Here is a 17,164-nt window from a genome sequence, read left to right on the forward strand (position 1 = left end):
TGTTGCTGCGTCGCGACCTGGCCGTGTGGAGCGGCTTCTATCTGGCAGCCGGGCACGCACTGTCGCTGTCGGTGTTCGGCCGGCCGGGCGGCGGCGTCACGCGTGTCGACCTGAACGGGGTGCGCGTGCAGGGCACGCGCTTCGACAAGGGCGTGCTCGCGTGGTCCGCCGACGCGGGCAATCCGTGCTCGGGCTATCTGCAACCCGACCTGCGCCCCGGCGGCCAGCGGCGCTGGGTCGGGCTGATCTGGCCGGCGGGCGCGCAACCCGATACGTCGCACAAGCTCGTCGTGGACGAGTGCCTGGCGCGCCCGCGGCTGCCGGCGAGCGCGATCGCCGGCGTCTATCGATGGCTCGCGCCCGACGCCGGCGAGCACCGTATCGCGATCCTGCCGACGCCGGCCGGGATGTGCGTCACGCTCGACGATACCGCTGTCGACGAGCCGCTGACGATCGGCCGCGACCATTTCATGCTCGGCGACCGCCGCGTGCCGCTCGCGGTCCGCGTCGGCGACGATGCACCCGCCGCGTACCTGCATGGCGAATACCGGTTGCTGCTGCGGCACGGGGCGCTGGCCGAGGTGAGTTCCGCGTGCGTCGACGGCGACGGCTTCTCGATCGGCGGGCGGCGCGTGGCGGCGACGTTCGACGGCGATGCGATGCAATGGCGCGACGGGCCGCCCGCGATGGCGAGCGGATCGCTGGCTTTCACGCTCGACCCCGTCACGTTGCGTCCGCTCGTGCACGGCACCGCACACGGCGCCGGCGGCGCGAGCATCGCGCTGCGCGGGATGGCGACCGTGAGCGACGCGGATGCCGCCGTGCTCGCCGCGACGCCGCGGCTCGGGCTGCCCGACTGGGCGTGGGCGCATCTCGTCGCGATCATGGCCGGGGCGAGCCGCAAGGGCGGGCTGTTCCTGTGGCACGGCTACGAGCGCGCGTCGACCAACCTCGCGCGCGTCCGCCAGGTGCTCGCGCGACTGCATCGGGACGGAGTGGACCGCGCATGAGCACCGTGATGGCCACCGACGCGTCGCTTGCCTACGTCGATCGCGCGCAACTCGCCCGCGAAGCCGGGCCGCGCCCGCGACGCACATGGGTGCTGCTCGACTACGACACGGCGCGCTTTCCGTTCGCGGCCGTGCTGAGCCGCGACGTGTACAAGGTGCAGCGTCTCGACCAGCTGCATGCGTACTTGCTGCACCACCGGCGGCGCAACGGCCGCCACGCGCGGATCGGCGCGCGCGACAACCTGATGGTGAGCGCGATGATGGAGCGCCAGCCCGCCGATGCCGATTTCTGGAAGCTGTACCACGGCTTCATGCTCGCGCAGCTTGCCCCGCTGGTCGGGCGCGGGATTTCGTATACGAGCCATCCGAAGCTGCGCATCCACCTGTCCGGCACGGCCAGCATCAGCTCGTTCCATCACGACATCTGCGTCACGCGCCGGATCGACCAGATCAACTTCTGGATGCCGTTCACCGACGTGTTCGACGGCGCGACGCTGTGGCTCGAGCGCGACTACGGCAGCGGCGATTTCCAACCGGTGCCCGTGCGATACGGGCAGGTGCTGATCTTCGACGGCGGCTATCTGGGCCACGGCACGGTCGCCAATCATTCGGGCGTGACACGCGTGAGCCTGGACATGCGGTTTTCTTACAAGCGGGCGACGACGCGCGCCGAAGGCGTCGCGCTGATGGACCGGATCGTCGACGTGCTCGAGCGGCCGCGCGGCAGTGCCGGCAGTGCCGGCAATGGCGGCAATGGCGGCAGTGCCGGGCCCGTCGCGCGATCCCTGACCACGCAGGAGGCACCATGATTCAGGAACTCGGACAGCAGGCGCTGGCGGTTGCGGCGGACGTGACGAGCCTCGGCCGCAACCGGCCGCGATCGGTCGGCGCGGTGCATTACGGCCCCGATGGCGCGAGCGTCGCGACCACCGGCCAGGCCAGCTACGCGGACGTGTCGGACGCGGGCGGCACGATCCGCTATGCGGCGTCGATCGCGGGCGGTGCGCCCCATTCGACGTCCGAGATCGTCATCGATGCGCAAGGCCGGGCCGTGTCGTCGGCAACGCGGCTGCTCACTGCCGACGGCAAGCTGCGGCGCACCGTGCAAGGCGCCTATCGCGCGCTCGCGCTCAATCCCGCGGGCTGGCCGGCCGACGGCGTCGCGCAGTTCACGCTCGCGGGCTCCGACGGGGCGCCGAGCCATGTCGCCGAGATGCGCTATGCGAACGAAAGGCCCGCGCACTACTCACTCGTCAGCCACGCATCGGGCGGGACGCGCGAGACAGGCGCGATCGCGAGCCGCCTCGAGATCGATTTCGCAAACGCCGTGCTGGCCGGCACGCGGCTCGCCGGCGGCGAACTGACGATCGTCCGCCATGCGGGCCCGGCGCTGACGCTCGCGAGTACCGCGCGCTCGATCCTGACCGCGCACGGAACGCCCGGCCAGCTGCTTACCGTCAACTACGCGGAAGACGGCGCAACCGTGCGCCAGCGCGTCGAATCCGACTACGGCGGCGTTGTGTTCGATGCGCGCGGCAAGATTCTCGACGGACATCTGCTCGTCGCGCTGCAGCAGGCAGGCAGCAACGCGCAGGTGCTGACGGTGTTCCGGTTCGCGAACGGCAAGCTGATCTCGACGCGCGTGCTGGAACCCGGTGAGCCGACGCCGCCGCCGCGCGAAGCCGCGCCGGCGAAATCCGTGCCGGGCCCATGGCAGCCGACGCGTGCGCCGGATCGTACGCGGCGAGCGTTCCGCGCCAACGGCAGCCTCGCGCAGGTGCGCGACGAGTGGCTGTCGAGTGGCGGCGCGACGCCGTGGCGCTCGCTCGTCACCGGTTTCGCGCCGGACGGCCTGACCGCCGTGCGCGTGACGGACGTCGACTATCGGGCGGCGCAGTTTGCGCCCGACGGGCAGCCGATCGGCGGCACGATCCTCTCCACCCGATTCGAAGGCGGCGTGCGCACGAGCACGACCCGTGTCGAGTACTAGGCGCGTTGTTCCAACCCACCCACGGAGAAAAGCGATGGCTATCAACAAGAACTGCTCGATCACCAACCAGTCGGGCAAGAGCGTCGTCGTGCTCAATGCATTCAACTCGTCGACCAACGTCGCGCAGAACTCGCCGAAGCAGGGTTATCTGCAGGACCTGACGCGGCTGCCGCTGACGTCGGGCAGCAACGTGCTGGCCAACGGTGCGACGGGCGCGGTCACGCTCGACGGGACCTACACGGATTCGAAGGGGCAGACCAAGCCCTGCTTCATCTACCAGCTGCTGATTTCGCAACCGGACTCGCTGTTCCCGGTGACGTCGGTCGGCGAAGCGCTCGACTTCACCACGCAGGGCTACCCGCCGATTTCGGTGACCGAAGCTGCCGCCACCAACATGGCCAAGGCGCTCAGCTTCTGCCAGAACATCATGACGTCGCCGACGTCGAAGATGGCGACCGGCTTCCAGAGCGCGATGACCGACGCGTTCAAGCTGCCGTCCGTGTCCGACAGCGAGAAGGCGATCGCCGCGTTCTTCAACCAGTTCGACCTGTTCAAGGGGCTCGACTTCCCGAGCTACGTCGCGGTCAGCACCTGGCTGCGCGGCTATGCGTATCTGTGGGGCATGGACGACAAGGGCCAGCCGGGCCGGACCTACTACGTCTATTCCGCGCCGGGCGACGGCAAGACCGGCGCGACGTCCGAAGGCACGATCGTGTTCGCCAGGAAGTCTGGTGCACCGTCGCCGGCCGACCCGGCCGACCGCCAGAGCGGCATGACGATCACGCTTACCGGATCGGGCGGCTCGACCAGCACGCTGTCGTTCGACAACGGGCAGGTTGTCGATACCGCCGGCGCGGTCGCCCTCAATGCGGCATTCGGCTTCAAGGGGACCTTCACGGGCAAGGAGAGCGACACCACCGCGTGGCCGATCCTGACCGGCACGCTGCTCGACAAGAAGGTGATCGCGATCTCGCTCGCACCCGAGTCGGGCTGGGACAAGTTCTGGTCGAACCTGTCGTTCGAGAAGTTGCTCAACTACTTCCTGCAGGCGATGGGCGTCTGGATGGCGCTCGATTTCCTGAAGCAGAAGCTGACCGGCAAGGACAACAAGCTCCAGGACGACCAGGCCAACGAGAACCGCGGCGACGCGCCCAACCAGCAACAGCAGCAGGACGCGCAGGATGCGGGCAACGAGATCGGCAACGACGCGCGGCAACAGGACCAGCAACTGGCCGACCGGGCCGCGGGCGACGGCAACGTGCAGGTGCCGGCGGATGATGCGGCGTTCGCGAACGACGTGAGCGCGGCGCGTCAGTCGGGCTCCGAAGCGTACAGCGAGGTGGCCGGCGACAACATCGGCGGCGGGATCGACAGCGCAAGCACCCAGCTCAAGGATCTCGCGCAGATCGAGGTCAACGAGCAGATCGAGGAGGCAGAGGGCAACCTGGTCGACGCGAGCGCGAAGCTCGAAGCCGGTCAACTGAGCGAAGCGAACCAGAGCCTCGGCGAAGTCACGCAGTCGCTTCCCGATATCGTCGAGAATCTCGGCGACCAGGTGAGCCAGCAACTGAAGGAGCAGGTCGCGGAAGCCGTCGAGGTGCAGCAGGAGGCGTCCGACGTTGCCGAAGAAACCAGCGACAACGCCGACGAGGCAGGCTCCGGCGAAGAGGAGCCGTTCGACGATCCTGTCCTTCCCGAGTGACCGGGCGCGCGGGGTTCGTCGCTCCGGCGGGTCGCCCGGATGGGTGACCCGCGATGCCCGCTCACCGGCATCGACCTACTTCATGTCCCGGGCCACACGAAACCCGTTTGCCGAATAGCGTACGCTGCTGTCGTATTTGAAGCGTGTCGAGACGGGCATATAGCTTGCGCCGTCTCGCCACGAGCCGCCGCGGATTACGCGCACCTGGCAATTCGGCTCGTCCCATGAGTGGCCGTCGGCAGGCGCATTCTTGTACGAGTTGTGCCAGCAATCGCTGACCCATTCCCAAACGCCGCCCGCCATGTCGTAGAAGCCGAACGGATTGGCCGCGAACGAGCCGACGTTATCCGGTGCTTCGGCATGCCATGGTGGGCCGCAGTCCTTGCAGTTCGCATTGCCCGCGCGCATCTCGTTGCCCCACCAGTAGCGCGTGGCGGTGCCGCCGCGGGCCGCGAATTCCCATTCGGCCTCGGTCGGCAGCCGGTAAGTCTTGCCGCTGATCTTCGACAGCCACTTCACGTACTGTTGCGCATCGTCCCAGCTCAGGTCGCGCGCCGGTGCGTTCGGCGTCGTGTTGCTGTCGCTCGGCAGGCGCGGACAGGCGCCCGCGTCGCGGCACGTGTTCCACTGCGCGACGGTCACCGCATACTTCGCGAGCGCGAAAGCATGATCGAGCGTCACGCGATGCGCAGGTTTTTCCGACGAATCGCCGGAATTGCTACCCATCGCGAACGTCCCGGGACTGACCGTGAGCATCGCCGGGCATGCGGGGCAATCGTGGATTTCATTGGCGGCCGCTGCGCTACCTTTCGGCTGCGGTGTCGATGGGGCTGCCACTGCAGCCGGAGGCGGTGCTTTCGCCGGCGAGGCAGGCGGGTGCGCAGGCTGTGCTGTTGCTGCCGCCGCTGCCGATGCTGGCGCCGGTGCCCGAGCCGCGGCCGGAGCAGGCGCGGGTGCGGAGGCCGGCGTGGAACTCGCCGTGGAGCTCGCCGTCGGTGCCGGCGCGGACGCGGCAGGCGCCTTCGGCGCGGCCGCGCGTAGTCGTGCAATACGGGCCTGCGCCAGCGGCGCGAAGCGGCCGTTCGGGTAGGCCTTCAGATAGGCTTCGTAGTCGCCCGCCTCCTTGCTGTCCTTGATCGACTCCCAGAACGTGATTTCGTACTGCTCGGCGCTGTCCTTCGGCATCACGCCCCGGCTGTCGAGCGCGACGACGCTGACGTCGGCCAACCCTGCGGATCGTGTGTCGATGCCGTCGCCGGCAGGCACGGCGCCCGGTCCTGAGCGACGGGCCGCGGTGAACGGAAGTGTCGTTGCCGCGTCCGCGAGGGACGACGCGACCCACGGCATCTGCCGATGCCCGGTAGCCCTTTCGACAATCGCGCCGGCACGGTCGAACACCTGGGCGATACCGAGCCCCGGCAACGCGAGCGTCTGCAGCAGCGCCGCCGTGTAAACACCATGCGTTGCGCCGTCGGCTGCGGCTTCGCCAGGCGCTGTCGCATAGGCGACGAGTGTGTTCGCCGGTGGCTGGCGGGCCGCCACATTGCGGGCGCCGGGGAGCGCAGTCAGGCAGGAATCCAGAATGATCAGATCAATCCGGTCGCCGTGCGGCCGCGATGTCGCATCGAATACGGTTTGCAGGTCAATGCCCGTTCGCGACACGGAGTCCGCAGAGCGGACGTCGGCATCGACCGGAGCGAGCCATGTCGTTCCGTCGACGCTGGCGCCGTGGCCCGCAAAATACACGAGCCCGGTGCCGCCGGCCGCGATGCGGCGGTCGAACATGGCAAGCCCGTCGAGCATCTGCTGCCGGGTGGCGTTGCGCAGCGTGATGACGTCGAAGCCGAGCGCGTTCAGCGCATCGCGCATCGCATCGGCGTCGTGGACAGGATTGGCGAGCGGATGGTCGCGATACGCGCCGTTGCCGATCACGAGCGCGACGCGGTGCGGTTCGACGGACTGCGCGCGCGCGGTGGCTGCTGGCGGCGGCGCGGCAAACGGATGCACGGCCTCGCCGAAGCAGACGCTCGATGTGATCGAGATTGACGCAAACAGGCATGCGGGCAAGAGTATTCGCCACATATTCAGCCCCCAGGGTGCGCCGTCGGACGATATGACCGAAGGCGGAGCGCAGCCGTTGCCAGGCGTCCGGTCGTGGCGAGCGCAATGCGGGCCTGCGGCTGGCGCGGGCACGGCCGGGACACATTCAAGATAGCACGCGCGCTGAACGCTGATGATCGGAACCACCCGCAGGTTTCGCAAAAAACAGACATACGCGCGCACGCATCGATATCGGCCGATCAACGTCGGGCATCGATATGTGCCTTCCTGTCGATTACGTCCTAAGCTGTTAGTCACGCTCCACTGTCCAACGCCACGCGCTGCCACTCACGCGAGGAGCAACACGATGCAAAGAAGGGCTACGCTGTTGGCTTTGGCCGCCACCGTGCTGGCGCCGAGGATCGCATTCGCCGCCGGCCGTACGCCGTCGCCGCCCGGCGCCGAGGCCTACATCATCTGGCCATCGGACGGCACAACGATCACCGGTGGCAAGTTCTGGGTGCGCATGGGCTTGCGCAACATGGGCATCTGCCCGAAAGGCATCGAGCGGCCGAACGTCGGCCATCATCATCTGCTCGTCGATACCGATCTCCCGCCACTGGACCAGCCGATCCCGTCGGACCGGAATCACCTGCATTTCGGCGCCGGTGAAACCGAGGCGCGCATCGAGCTGCCACCGGGCAAGCACACGCTGCAGATGCTGATGGGCGACTACAACCACGTGCCGCACGATCCGCCCGTGTATTCGAAGAAGATCACGATTACGGTCAAGTAGCGCGCGATGCCACGCCTGCCACCCGAACCGGGAATTGAATTGACGCCATGAACAAGCTCATCCTCTTTGCCGCTGCCGTGGCGCTGCTATGGACGGGTGCGACGACTGCCGAGCCCGGCACGCATTCCGCGAAGGCTGTCGTCTACATCGGATGGCCCAACGACGGCCAGGTGCTGCCGGCCGGACGTTCGTTCCGGGTGTGGTTCGGCTTGCGAGACATGGGCGTCGCGCCATCGCACGTGCAGTTTCCGAACACGGGCCACCATCATCTGCTGGTCGATACGGATCTGCCGCCGATGGACCAGCCGATCCCGTCCGACCGGAATCACCTGCATTTCGGCGCGGGCGAAACCGAAACCACGCTGGAGCTTCCTCCGGGCAAGCACACGTTGCAGCTGTTGATGGGCGACGCGAACCACGTGCCGCAAAATCCCCCCGTCTATTCGAAGAAGATCACGATCTACGTGAAGTGACCGCGCGTTGCGCGGCGCTGGATCGCGCACTGTCTGCGTACACCCGACATCACGAGCAAGAAGTGTTGGCGACGGCCGATCAGGCGTGATCGATCCGTGCGCGACGTACCTCTCCCCCGAATCAGCTCCGTCATCGCCGGCCCCGCATCGGCAGGCCTTTCCACGCGATCTCGCTCGATTGCGCATGCGGCTGGCATGCCGCATGCAGTATCGGATGCGAGCGTCCGGTCCTGCCGCCCAACCACCAACACCCGCATCCGTACCGTCGCCGCGTTCCTCCGAAGGAGTCGATCGTGAACACTCGCCTGTCGCCCACCGCCACGCGCAACCGCCGCGGTCTCGTGGGTTCGCTCGCCCGCATCGCCGGTTCCGCCGGATTGTGCGCGGCGGTCCTGTCCGGCTGCATGGATCTGAAAATGCCCGTCTACCAGCGCCCGGAGATGCCGGCGAAGGCCACGTGGGCACACGCGCACGAGCCGGTATCCGCGTCGGACGCGGTCAATCCCGAGTGGTGGAAAGGTTTCGACGATCCGTATCTCGACGCACTGATCGACAAGGCCATCGCGGGCAACGTCGATATCAAGGTGCTGGCGGCACGCATCGACGTGGCCGGCGCGCAGATCGGCGAGGTCCGTGCGGGCGCGCTGCCGACCGCCGACCTCGGCGCGGGCGCGGACTTCGAGAAAAACACGCGCCAGACGCTGACGAAGTCGTACAACGTCGGCAGCCAGCTGAACTGGGACATCGATATCTGGGGCAAGGTCGAGAAGGGCGTGCAGGCGCAGAAGGCCGAATTTCATGCGACCGAGGCCGACTGGCGGGCAGGCTACCTGACGCTCGTCGCCGACGTGTCGACCACGTACTTCCAGATCCTGCAGTTCGACGACCAGATCGAGCAGCAGCAACGCACGCTCGACAAGAACCGGCAGATCCTGGCGATTTACCGGTCGATGCTTGCGAACGGCGTCGCGCCGCAGACGGAAGTGCTGCGTCAGAGCGCGGAGATCAACGGGCTGGCGAACGCACTGATCGAGCTGCACCGTTCGCGCGATACGGCCGAGAACGCGCTCGCGACGCTGCTGGGCGTGCCGGCCGGAGAATTCAGGATGCCTGCCGGTCATCTCCGGCAGCGCGTCAAGCTGCCGGACGTGCCGATGGGCCTGCCCGCGCAGCTGCTCGCGCGCCGGCCGGACGTGGTCGCCGCGCAGTACCGCGTGCTCGAATCGTATGACGAAGTGGGCGCGGCGAAGCTCGCGCAATTGCCGTCGATCAGCCTGACGGGGCGCGGCGGCACCGCGGCGTTCGCGCTGTCGGACCTGTTCAGGGCGTTCACGTTCAGCTTCCTGCCGAGCATCAACCTGCCGATGCTCGACCCCGGCGTGCGCGCGCACATCAAGACGACCGACGCGCAGGCCAGGGTCGCCGAACAGCAGTACCGGCAGACGGTGTTTACCGCGTTCAAGGAGGTGGAAAATGCGCTCGTCGATCTCGATGCGCACAAGCAGCAGCGTGTGCAGCTTCAGCAGCAGGGCGAGCGTCTGCGCACGGTGGCCGCGCAAGTCGAGGCGCAGCTCAAGGAAGGGCTCGTCTCGCAGCTCGAGGTGCTCGAATCGGAACGTTCGGTGGCGTCCGCGGAGCTCGCGCTGCTGGCCAATCATCAGCAGATTCTGAGCGACACCGTCACGCTCTACAAGGCGATCGGCGGCGGCTGGCGTGCGGTCGAGGTCTCGAATGCGAGCAGCGAGCCGGTCGGCCACGCAATGCAATGAACACGCCAGCCCTGCGCAGCCGCGCGATCGTCGCCAGCCGATTGACTACCGTCTTCCGTCGCCTAAACTTTTTTCACGCGCGCGTTGCCCGGTGCCTCGGCGGCGCGACTTCACACGGATGGTTCGCGAGCGCGTCGCGATTCCTGCGCCGCGTGCCCATTGGCGGGCGCATGTCGATCGTTGGCCGAATCATGGTTCCTGACGCCGCTTCGATTGCCGAGAAACAGGCCGCGCTCGACCGGCCGTTCGACATCGTGCTCAAGCCGGTGTCCGATCCGGAGCTGAGCGAGATCCGGATCGACAAGGCGCTGTTTGCCGTCGGTCGCACGAACGCGCCGTTCTCGTCCGTGCGACCCGAGCGGGTGGCCGACCTGTCGCGCCGGCATGCGCGCATCTTCTTCGAACGCGGCGCGGCCTATGTCGCCGATCTCGGCAGCAAGAACGGCACGGCCGTCAACGGCGTCGACGTTGGCGACAAGCCGCACGTGCTGCGCGACGGCGACGAACTGCGCCTGGCCGGCACGCTCGCATACCGCATCGCGTTCGTGCCGTGCGCGACGCATCAACCGGCGCGGCCGGCCGCGATCACGCTGTCGCCGGAGCGCGGCGATCTCGGGCTGCAACCGGTCATCATTACCGCATTCCCGTTTCTCGTGAGCAAGGCCGACGACACGTTCGCGTGCTACCGGAACGCGTATCCGCATCAGGTGAACTACCTGTCGCGGCGTCATGCGCACATTTACGTGCAGGACGGCGACGCGTTCGTCGAAGACCTCGGCAGCACGAACGGCACGTTCGTCGACGGCCGGCGCCTCGACGAGCACGCGGTGCCGCTCGCCGACGGCGCGCTGCTCGCATTCGGCGGCGATCACTTCGTCTATCGCGTCGGCGTGCAGCGCGGGCCGGGGCCGGACTCCACCGTGACGGCCGCGTCGCCGCCGGGAGCCGGCGCGCATGCGGCCAATGCAGCGGATGTGGACGCGGACCGGACGACCTTCGTCGATACCGCGCATTCGTTCCTCGACATCTTCTGCACGGTTCCTGCCGTTGCGCAGGAGGACGAAGTCAATCCGCACGCCGCGCAAGGCGCCGCCGAAACCGCGCATGACGCGCGCCACCGGCGCGGCAGGCTCGAGGTCTTCCTGTCGGAGCTGAGCGAGGCGCTCGGTGGCAGCGGGCACGTGAACATGCGCCGGCTGGGCGCATGGGGCGTAGGGCTCGTCGCCGCGGTCGTCGTGCTGCTCGTGACGCTGTATTTCCAGGACGCGCCGCTGCGCGAGATGCGCGCGCTGCTGGCGCGCGGCGACACCGCGCACGCGGCGCAACTCGCCGATCGCTACCTCGCCGATCATCCGGACGATACGGCGTTCCTTGCACTGGGCACCGAGGCGCTCGTCCGGTCGACGGCGCCAGAGTGGATCACCGCGATGAACATGCGCGCATTCGACCGCGCCCGTGCCGTCGTGCAGCAGATGCGCACGCTGGCCCGCCACAACGCCGACGCGCGGCCGCTCGTCGACGAGATTGCGTGGATCGGCGAACTGCAGGCGTTCGTTGCCGGCCGCGGCGGGTCGGAGGCGCCGATCCGGATTTACCGCGACGAAGCGCCGATCAAGGCGTTGACCGGCCGATGGAACGACGACCCGGGTGCGCATCAGCGATTGCTCGACCGGATTTCGTCATACGTTCCCGCGTTTGCCGTGCCATACGCCGACGCGCTCAGCCAGCTGCGCAAGCTGCAAAGCGACAACTCCGTCTATGTGGCGGCACTCGAGCGGCTGCAGCGGGCGATCGGGGCGGCGCTCGACGACGATCGGCTCGACGGTCTGCCCGCACTGCTTGCCGACTACGCGCAGCGCTATCCGCGGCTGGGCGGGCTCGACGCCGTGCGCGCCGATCTGCAGCAATACACGCAGTTCGAGAGCGACGCGCGGAGCGGCCACGGACCGGCCGTGCTGGATCGCCTCAGGCAGTTCCGCTTCGCGACGCCGCAGTTCGCCGCGCATGCGGGGATGCTGGAACGGCTCGCTTCCTCCGGAGGGCGCGGTGAAGCTCGACAGTCTCCTTAAGCGCGCGCGGCAGGCGAAGCCGCCGGAGCCGCCGCGATCGCTCGGCGAGGCGCTGGAGGATCACAGCGCCGAAGGCATCGCGATCCTGACGGCGCGGCCGTGGCGGCTCACGCAGGCGACCATCATCGCGATGGTCGGGCTCGTCGTCTGCACGCTGCTGTGGTCGTTCGTCGGCCGCGCCGACGTGATCGTGACCGCGCAGGGCGCGCTCGCGCCGGAGTCCGAGGTGCGCCGCATCTACGCGCCCGTCGACGGCGAGCTGGTGGACATCTATATCGCCGAAGGTCAGCCGGTCGAGAAGAACGACGTGATCGGCCGGATCAACGCGCGCGGCGCGATCGAGGCCGCGACCAACGCACTCGATGCGCGGCTCAAGCTCGACGACGCGGAGCGCGAATGGAAGCAGTTTCCGGAAAAGAAACAGCTGATGGAGCGCAAGGCCGACGCGCTGAAGCAGCAGATCGAGGTCGAGGAGCACCAGCACCAGAACCGCATCGCGGAAGGCACCAGCAAGCTCGCGCAATCGCAGCGCGCGCAGATCGACGAAGCGCGCGGCAACATCGACAACGCGCGCCACGCGCTCGACCTCGCGAAGGACGAACAGGACAAGTACGCGCGCCTGTTCGCGCTGCCGGGCGGCGGTGGCGTGTCGCAGAGCCAGGTGGAACAGAAGCGCAGTGCGTATCTGCAGGCCCAGGACAGCTACCGCGTCGCGCAGGCGCGGCTTGCGCAGCTCGAGGCGCAGCAGAGCCACGAGTTCGCGCAGGCGAAGGCGCAACTCGAAGGCAGCGGCGAGACGTTGACCGGGTTGCGCATCCAGTACGACGCGACGGTGCGCGACATCGCGAACACCGAAGAGAAGCTGCGCCTGCAGGTGCAGACGGCGCGCCTCGCCGCGGATGCCGCCGCGCGCATCCGCTTCGAGAACATCGACAAGGACAATTTCCTGCTCGTGCTGGCGCCGGCCTCCGGCGTGATCACCGATGTGACCACGACGCAGCCGGGCGACAAGATCCTCGCGAACACGCCACTCGGCGGCATCGCGCCGTCCGATGCGCGGCCGGTCGTGAAGGTCGCGATTGCGGAACAGGACCGCGCGTTTCTCCATGAAGGGCTGCCGGTGAAGCTCAAGTTCAATGCGTTTCCGTATCAGCGCTATGGCGTGATCGACGGCACGCTCGAATACATTTCGCCGGCGACGAAGCCGCAGGCGCAGACGAAGGAGCCCGTCTACGAAGGCCGCGTGGCGCTTGCGCGCGATTCGTACACGATCGCCGGCACGAAGTATCCGCTGCGCTACGGGATGACGGCAACGGCGGAAATCGTGGTGCGCGAGCGACGCGTGATCGGCTTCGCGCTGGACCCGTTCAGGCAGATCGCCGGCTGATGGCGATGGCCGCATGCAGGACCGAGAGGATCAAGAGGATCAAGGGGGATGAAATGACGGCAATAGTGCGTATCGACGACGAGGTGATCGGCACCGACGACTTCATCCGCGTGCTGAAGCTCGCGGGGCAGTTCGAGGGCCTCGTCGAACAGCAGGTTCGCGACCGGCTCACGGTGATCGCGGCGAAGAAGATGGGCGTGCAGGTGACGCCGGAAGAAATCCAGGAGCGCGCGGACCAGTTCCGCCGCGTGCGCGGCCTGCACCGCGCCGCGGACATGAATCGCTATCTGGACGTGTTCGGGATCAGTCTCGACGAGTTCGAGCGGTTCATCACCGACACGCTGTACCAGGAGAAGACGCTCGACACGGTGTGCAGCGATGCGGCCGTCGAAGCGTACTTCAAGCTCAATTCGCCGAAGTTCGACAGCATCGAGGTCAGCCACATCGTGCTGGATTCCGACGGCAAGGCACGCGAGATGATCGCGCTCCTGGAGGATGACCCCGACTGTTTCGGCGACATGGCGCGCGAGCATTCGATTGCCGACACGGCCGAGCGCGGCGGCGTGATCGGCAAGGTGCTGCGCGGCTCGCTGAAGACGGACATCGAGGCCAAGGTGTTCAACGCGCACGTGGGCGACCTGCTCGGGCCGTTCGCCGCGCCCGACGGCGCGTTCTTCGAGATCTTTTCGGTCACCGCGAAACACCCGGCCGCGCTCGACGCCGACGTCGCGTCGGAGGTGCGCCGCCTGCTGCGCGAGGAGTGGCTCGCCGAGCGCGCGCAGGAACACATCATCGACGCACGCTGAGCGCGGAGAACCGGACCCATGGACGCACAAGCCCCCGCCCCGGCCAGCACCCCGTCGCTCGCGGAGTTTCTCGCGTCGGTGGAGCCGCTGTCGCTCTTTTCGCGCGACGAACTCGACCGCATGGCCGCGCACGCGCAGTTGCGCACCTACGCGTTTGGCGACACGGTCTGCAACCGCGGCGAACTGGCCGAGGGCCTGTACGTGCTGCGCTGCGGGGCCGTGCGGCTGATTGCCGACGATCGCGGCAAGGAAACCAGCGTCGGCGTGCGCAAGGAACGCGAAGTGTTCGGCGAGATGGCGATGTTGCGCGACTACTGGCACGAGGTGTCGGTGCGCGCGTCGACGAAGACCGACGTGCTGTGCATCCCGCGCAGCGCGATCGAGCCGATCCTGCGCGACAACCCCGCCGCACAGTCGTTCGTGACGAGCTATGTCGCGATCAGCTCGGCCGGCGGCTTCGTCACGCGGCTGTTCGACCTGCGCGGCAAGCTGACGCGCGCCGAACTCGAGGAATACGTGTCGAGCGTCGGCGTGAAGCGCGTCGCGGCCGGCAAGGAAATCGTAAGGCAGGGGCCGGGCGGCGACCTGCGGCTGTATGTCGTGCGCCAGGGCGAGGTGAGCGTGTCGTGCCACGAGGACGGCAACGACTATCCGCTCGCGACGCTCGGCGCAGGCGAGATCTTCGGCGAGCGCGCGTGCCTGCTGCGGCAGGAGCAGGCGGCGACCGTCACCGCGGTCACCGATACGCGCCTGCTCGTGATCCCGGAAAAGACCGTGCACGTCATGCTCGAGCGCAACCCGAAATTGCGCGACGTGCTCGAAGAACGCATCCGCTTCGTCGACCAGGAACTGAAGCGGCAGAAGAAGCTCGCCGAACGGCGCCGCCACCCGCTGCAGATCGATATCGGCGCCGACGCCGCGTTCGGCGAGCGGATGATCAAGCGTTTCGTGCTGGTCGAGCAGGCGGAGGAAATGGATTGCGGCGCCGCGTGCCTCGCGATGATCTGCCGTCACTACGGCATAGCGATGACGCTCGGCAAGCTGCGCGATCTCGCGAACGTGACGACGCAGGGCGCGACGCTCGACAGTCTCGCGCGCACCGGCGAGGCGGTCGGCTTCGCGACGCGCGGGGTGCAGTGCACGTACGAAGCGCTGCTCGGGTTCGACCTGCCGTTCATCGTCCACTGGGAGGGATATCACTACGTCGTCGTGTACGGCGTGTCGAAGTCGTACGTGCGCATCGCCGATCCGGCGCTCGGCTTCAGGAAGCTGAGCGTCGAAGCGTTCGAGCGCGGCTGGAGCGGCACCTGCCTGCTGTTCACCGCGACCGGGCAGGCCGCGCCGCAGGCCGAGTCGCGTTCGCCGTGGGTACGCTTCATCGGCTACCTGCAGCCTTACCGGAAGATACTCGCGAACCTGTTCCTCGCGACCTTCGTGATCCAGGTGCTCGGCGTGATCCCGCCACTCATCATCCAGAACGTGCTGGACGGCGTGATCGTGCACCAGAACGTGAGCCTGTTGCATCTGCTGATCGCCGGGCTCGTGATCTCTCACGTGTTCACGCAGCTGATGACGACGATACGTGCGCACCTGTCCAACTTCATGGTGCGCAGCCTCGATTTCGCGATGATGTCGCAGTTCTTCAAGCACACGATGTCGCTGCCGTATTCGTTTTTCGCTCGCCGCAAGAGCGGGGACGTGTTCGCGCGCTTCCAGGAAAACCAGACGATCCGGGCGTTTTTGACGGAGTCCACCGTGACCACCGCGCTCAATCTTCTGATGATCTTCATCTACTTCACGATCATGTTTCTCTACAACGTGAAGATGACGATGGTGCTGATCGCGTTCGTGATCCCGATCATGGCGCTCACGGCGCTCGCGACGCCCAGGCTGAAAGGCTATGCGCGCGAGGTGTTTGCCGCGTCCACCGATGCGAAGTCGCTGCTGATGGAGACGCTCGGCGGCGTCGAGACCGTGAAGGGGATGGGCATCGAGCGGTCGGTGCGGCTGAAGTGGGAGCGCAAGTATGCGAAGGCGCTCGATGTCCAGTACCGTGCGCAGGCATTCAATATCCTGGTGGCGCTTGGCGGCCAGCTATTGAATGCGGCGACCACGATCGTGATCCTGTGGGTGGGCGCGAACCTCGTGCTTGCGCATGAACTCAGCATCGGCCAGCTGATCGCGTTCAATGCGTTCATGGGCAGCGTGCTGGCGCCGCTGATGGGGCTCGTCGGCATGTGGAGCCTGATGAACGACGCGGCGGTGGCGATGGAGCGGCTCGGCGACGTGCTCGACATCGAGCCCGAGCAGAAGCCGTCCGAACTCGGCTCGCGCGTGCTGCTGCCCGACCTGCAGGGCGACATCAGCTTCGATGGCGTGTATTTCCGCTATGGCGGCAACGAAACGCCTTACGTGCTCGAGAACATCAGCTGCACCATCCGGCGCGGCGAGATGGTGGCCATCGTCGGGCGCAGCGGTTCGGGGAAAACCACGCTGGCAAAGTTGCTCGTGGGCTTCTATACGCCCACGGACGGCAAGATCGTCGTCGACGGCTACGACATGAACGCGATCGACAAGGCTTGCTACCGCGCGCAGATCGGCTACGTGATGCAGTCCAACCTGGTCTTTTCCGGATCGATTGCCGAGAACATCGCATGCGGTGACGCGAGCCCCGACTGGCGGCGCATGGAGGAGGTCGCGCGGATGGCCGACGCGCATGTGTTCATCAGCAAGTTGCCGCTCGGCTACGAGCAGGTGGTGGGCGAGCGCGGCGTGGGCCTGTCGGGCGGCCAGATCCAGCGGCTTTGCATCGCGCGCGCGCTTTATCACGACCCGCGCCTGCTCGTGTTCGACGAGGCGACGTCGTCCCTCGACACGCAGTCGGAGGGCAATATCCTCGCGAACATGCACGAGATCCTGCAAGGGCGCACGGCGGTGATCATCGCGCACCGGCTCAGCACCATCATGCGTGCCGACAAGATCCTCGTGCTGTACGAAGGCGCGATCGTCGAACAGGGCACGCACGACGAACTGGTCGCCCTCAAGGGCATGTATTACCAGCTCGTGCAGAAACAGCTGGGCGCATCATGAAACTCTTCGACCCGCACGGATTCGGCAACTCC

General features: G+C 67.3%; 12 protein-coding genes. 11 read left to right on the forward strand and 1 reads right to left on the reverse strand.

Annotated features, from left to right (window positions below; all coding sequences use genetic code 11):
• The 4 genes from G3N94_RS18370 to G3N94_RS18385 all read left to right on the forward strand — a co-directional run.
• A partial coding sequence (locus G3N94_RS18370; protein WP_205794037.1) for a hypothetical protein occupies nucleotides 1-1,010 on the forward strand: 1,010 nt, incomplete at its 5' end.
• A complete protein-coding gene (locus G3N94_RS18375; RefSeq protein WP_205794038.1) occupies nucleotides 1,007-1,819 on the forward strand; it encodes a hypothetical protein in 813 nt (270 codons plus the stop codon). The genes G3N94_RS18370 and G3N94_RS18375, both read left to right, overlap by 4 nt.
• Nucleotides 1,816-3,000 carry a hypothetical protein gene (locus tag G3N94_RS18380; RefSeq protein WP_205794039.1) on the forward strand — a complete coding sequence of 395 codons (1,185 nt, stop codon included), beginning with the start codon at nucleotides 1,816-1,818 and terminating at the stop codon, nucleotides 2,998-3,000. The genes G3N94_RS18375 and G3N94_RS18380 overlap by 4 nt, the downstream gene beginning before the upstream one ends.
• Before the next feature lie 34 nt (nucleotides 3,001-3,034).
• Nucleotides 3,035-4,702, forward strand: coding sequence for a hypothetical protein (locus G3N94_RS18385; protein ID WP_205794040.1), 1,668 nt, complete (start codon nucleotides 3,035-3,037; stop codon nucleotides 4,700-4,702).
• 75 nt (nucleotides 4,703-4,777) lie between these two features.
• Here the strand turns inward: G3N94_RS18385 and G3N94_RS18390 are convergent, their stop codons facing one another.
• A complete protein-coding gene (locus tag G3N94_RS18390; protein ID WP_205794041.1) occupies nucleotides 4,778-6,784 on the reverse strand; it encodes an SUMF1/EgtB/PvdO family nonheme iron enzyme in 2,007 nt (668 codons plus the stop codon).
• Between the two features lie 325 nt (nucleotides 6,785-7,109).
• Here G3N94_RS18390 and G3N94_RS18395 point away from each other — a divergent pair, with 325 nt between their 5' ends.
• The 7 genes from G3N94_RS18395 to G3N94_RS18425 all read left to right on the forward strand — a co-directional run bounded on the left by G3N94_RS18395 (nucleotide 7,110) and on the right by G3N94_RS18425 (nucleotide 17,132).
• Entirely contained in the window at nucleotides 7,110-7,538 is a 429-nt protein-coding gene (locus tag G3N94_RS18395; RefSeq protein ID WP_205794042.1) for a DUF4399 domain-containing protein, read from the forward strand.
• A 47-nt stretch (nucleotides 7,539-7,585) separates the two neighbouring features.
• Complete coding sequence (locus G3N94_RS18400; RefSeq protein ID WP_205794043.1) at nucleotides 7,586-8,011, forward strand: DUF4399 domain-containing protein; 426 nt, start codon at nucleotides 7,586-7,588, stop codon at nucleotides 8,009-8,011.
• A 341-nt stretch (nucleotides 8,012-8,352) separates the two neighbouring features.
• Nucleotides 8,353-9,780, forward strand: coding sequence for an efflux transporter outer membrane subunit (locus G3N94_RS18405; RefSeq protein WP_205794046.1), 1,428 nt, complete (start codon nucleotides 8,353-8,355; stop codon nucleotides 9,778-9,780).
• A 170-nt stretch (nucleotides 9,781-9,950) separates the two neighbouring features.
• A complete protein-coding gene (locus G3N94_RS43000) occupies nucleotides 9,951-11,849 on the forward strand; it encodes an FHA domain-containing protein (protein ID WP_277398556.1) in 1,899 nt (632 codons plus the stop codon).
• The gene (locus G3N94_RS18415) at nucleotides 11,827-13,236 is read left to right on the forward strand and encodes an HlyD family efflux transporter periplasmic adaptor subunit (protein WP_346778713.1); all 1,410 of its coding nucleotides are present in this window, start codon (nucleotides 11,827-11,829) and stop codon (nucleotides 13,234-13,236) included. Before G3N94_RS43000 ends, G3N94_RS18415 begins: the two co-directional genes overlap by 23 nt.
• 53 nt (nucleotides 13,237-13,289) lie before the next feature.
• Nucleotides 13,290-14,042: a peptidylprolyl isomerase gene (locus G3N94_RS18420; protein ID WP_205794044.1), complete on the forward strand. Its 753-nt coding sequence runs from the start codon at nucleotides 13,290-13,292 to the stop codon at nucleotides 14,040-14,042.
• An 18-nt stretch (nucleotides 14,043-14,060) separates the two neighbouring features.
• Entirely contained in the window at nucleotides 14,061-17,132 is a 3,072-nt protein-coding gene (locus tag G3N94_RS18425; protein WP_205794045.1) for a peptidase domain-containing ABC transporter, read from the forward strand.
• Nucleotides 17,133-17,164: the final 32 nt, after the last annotated feature.

The organism is Burkholderia sp. Ac-20353, from assembly GCF_017104785.1.
Classification (GTDB): Bacteria; Pseudomonadota; Gammaproteobacteria; order Burkholderiales; family Burkholderiaceae; genus Burkholderia.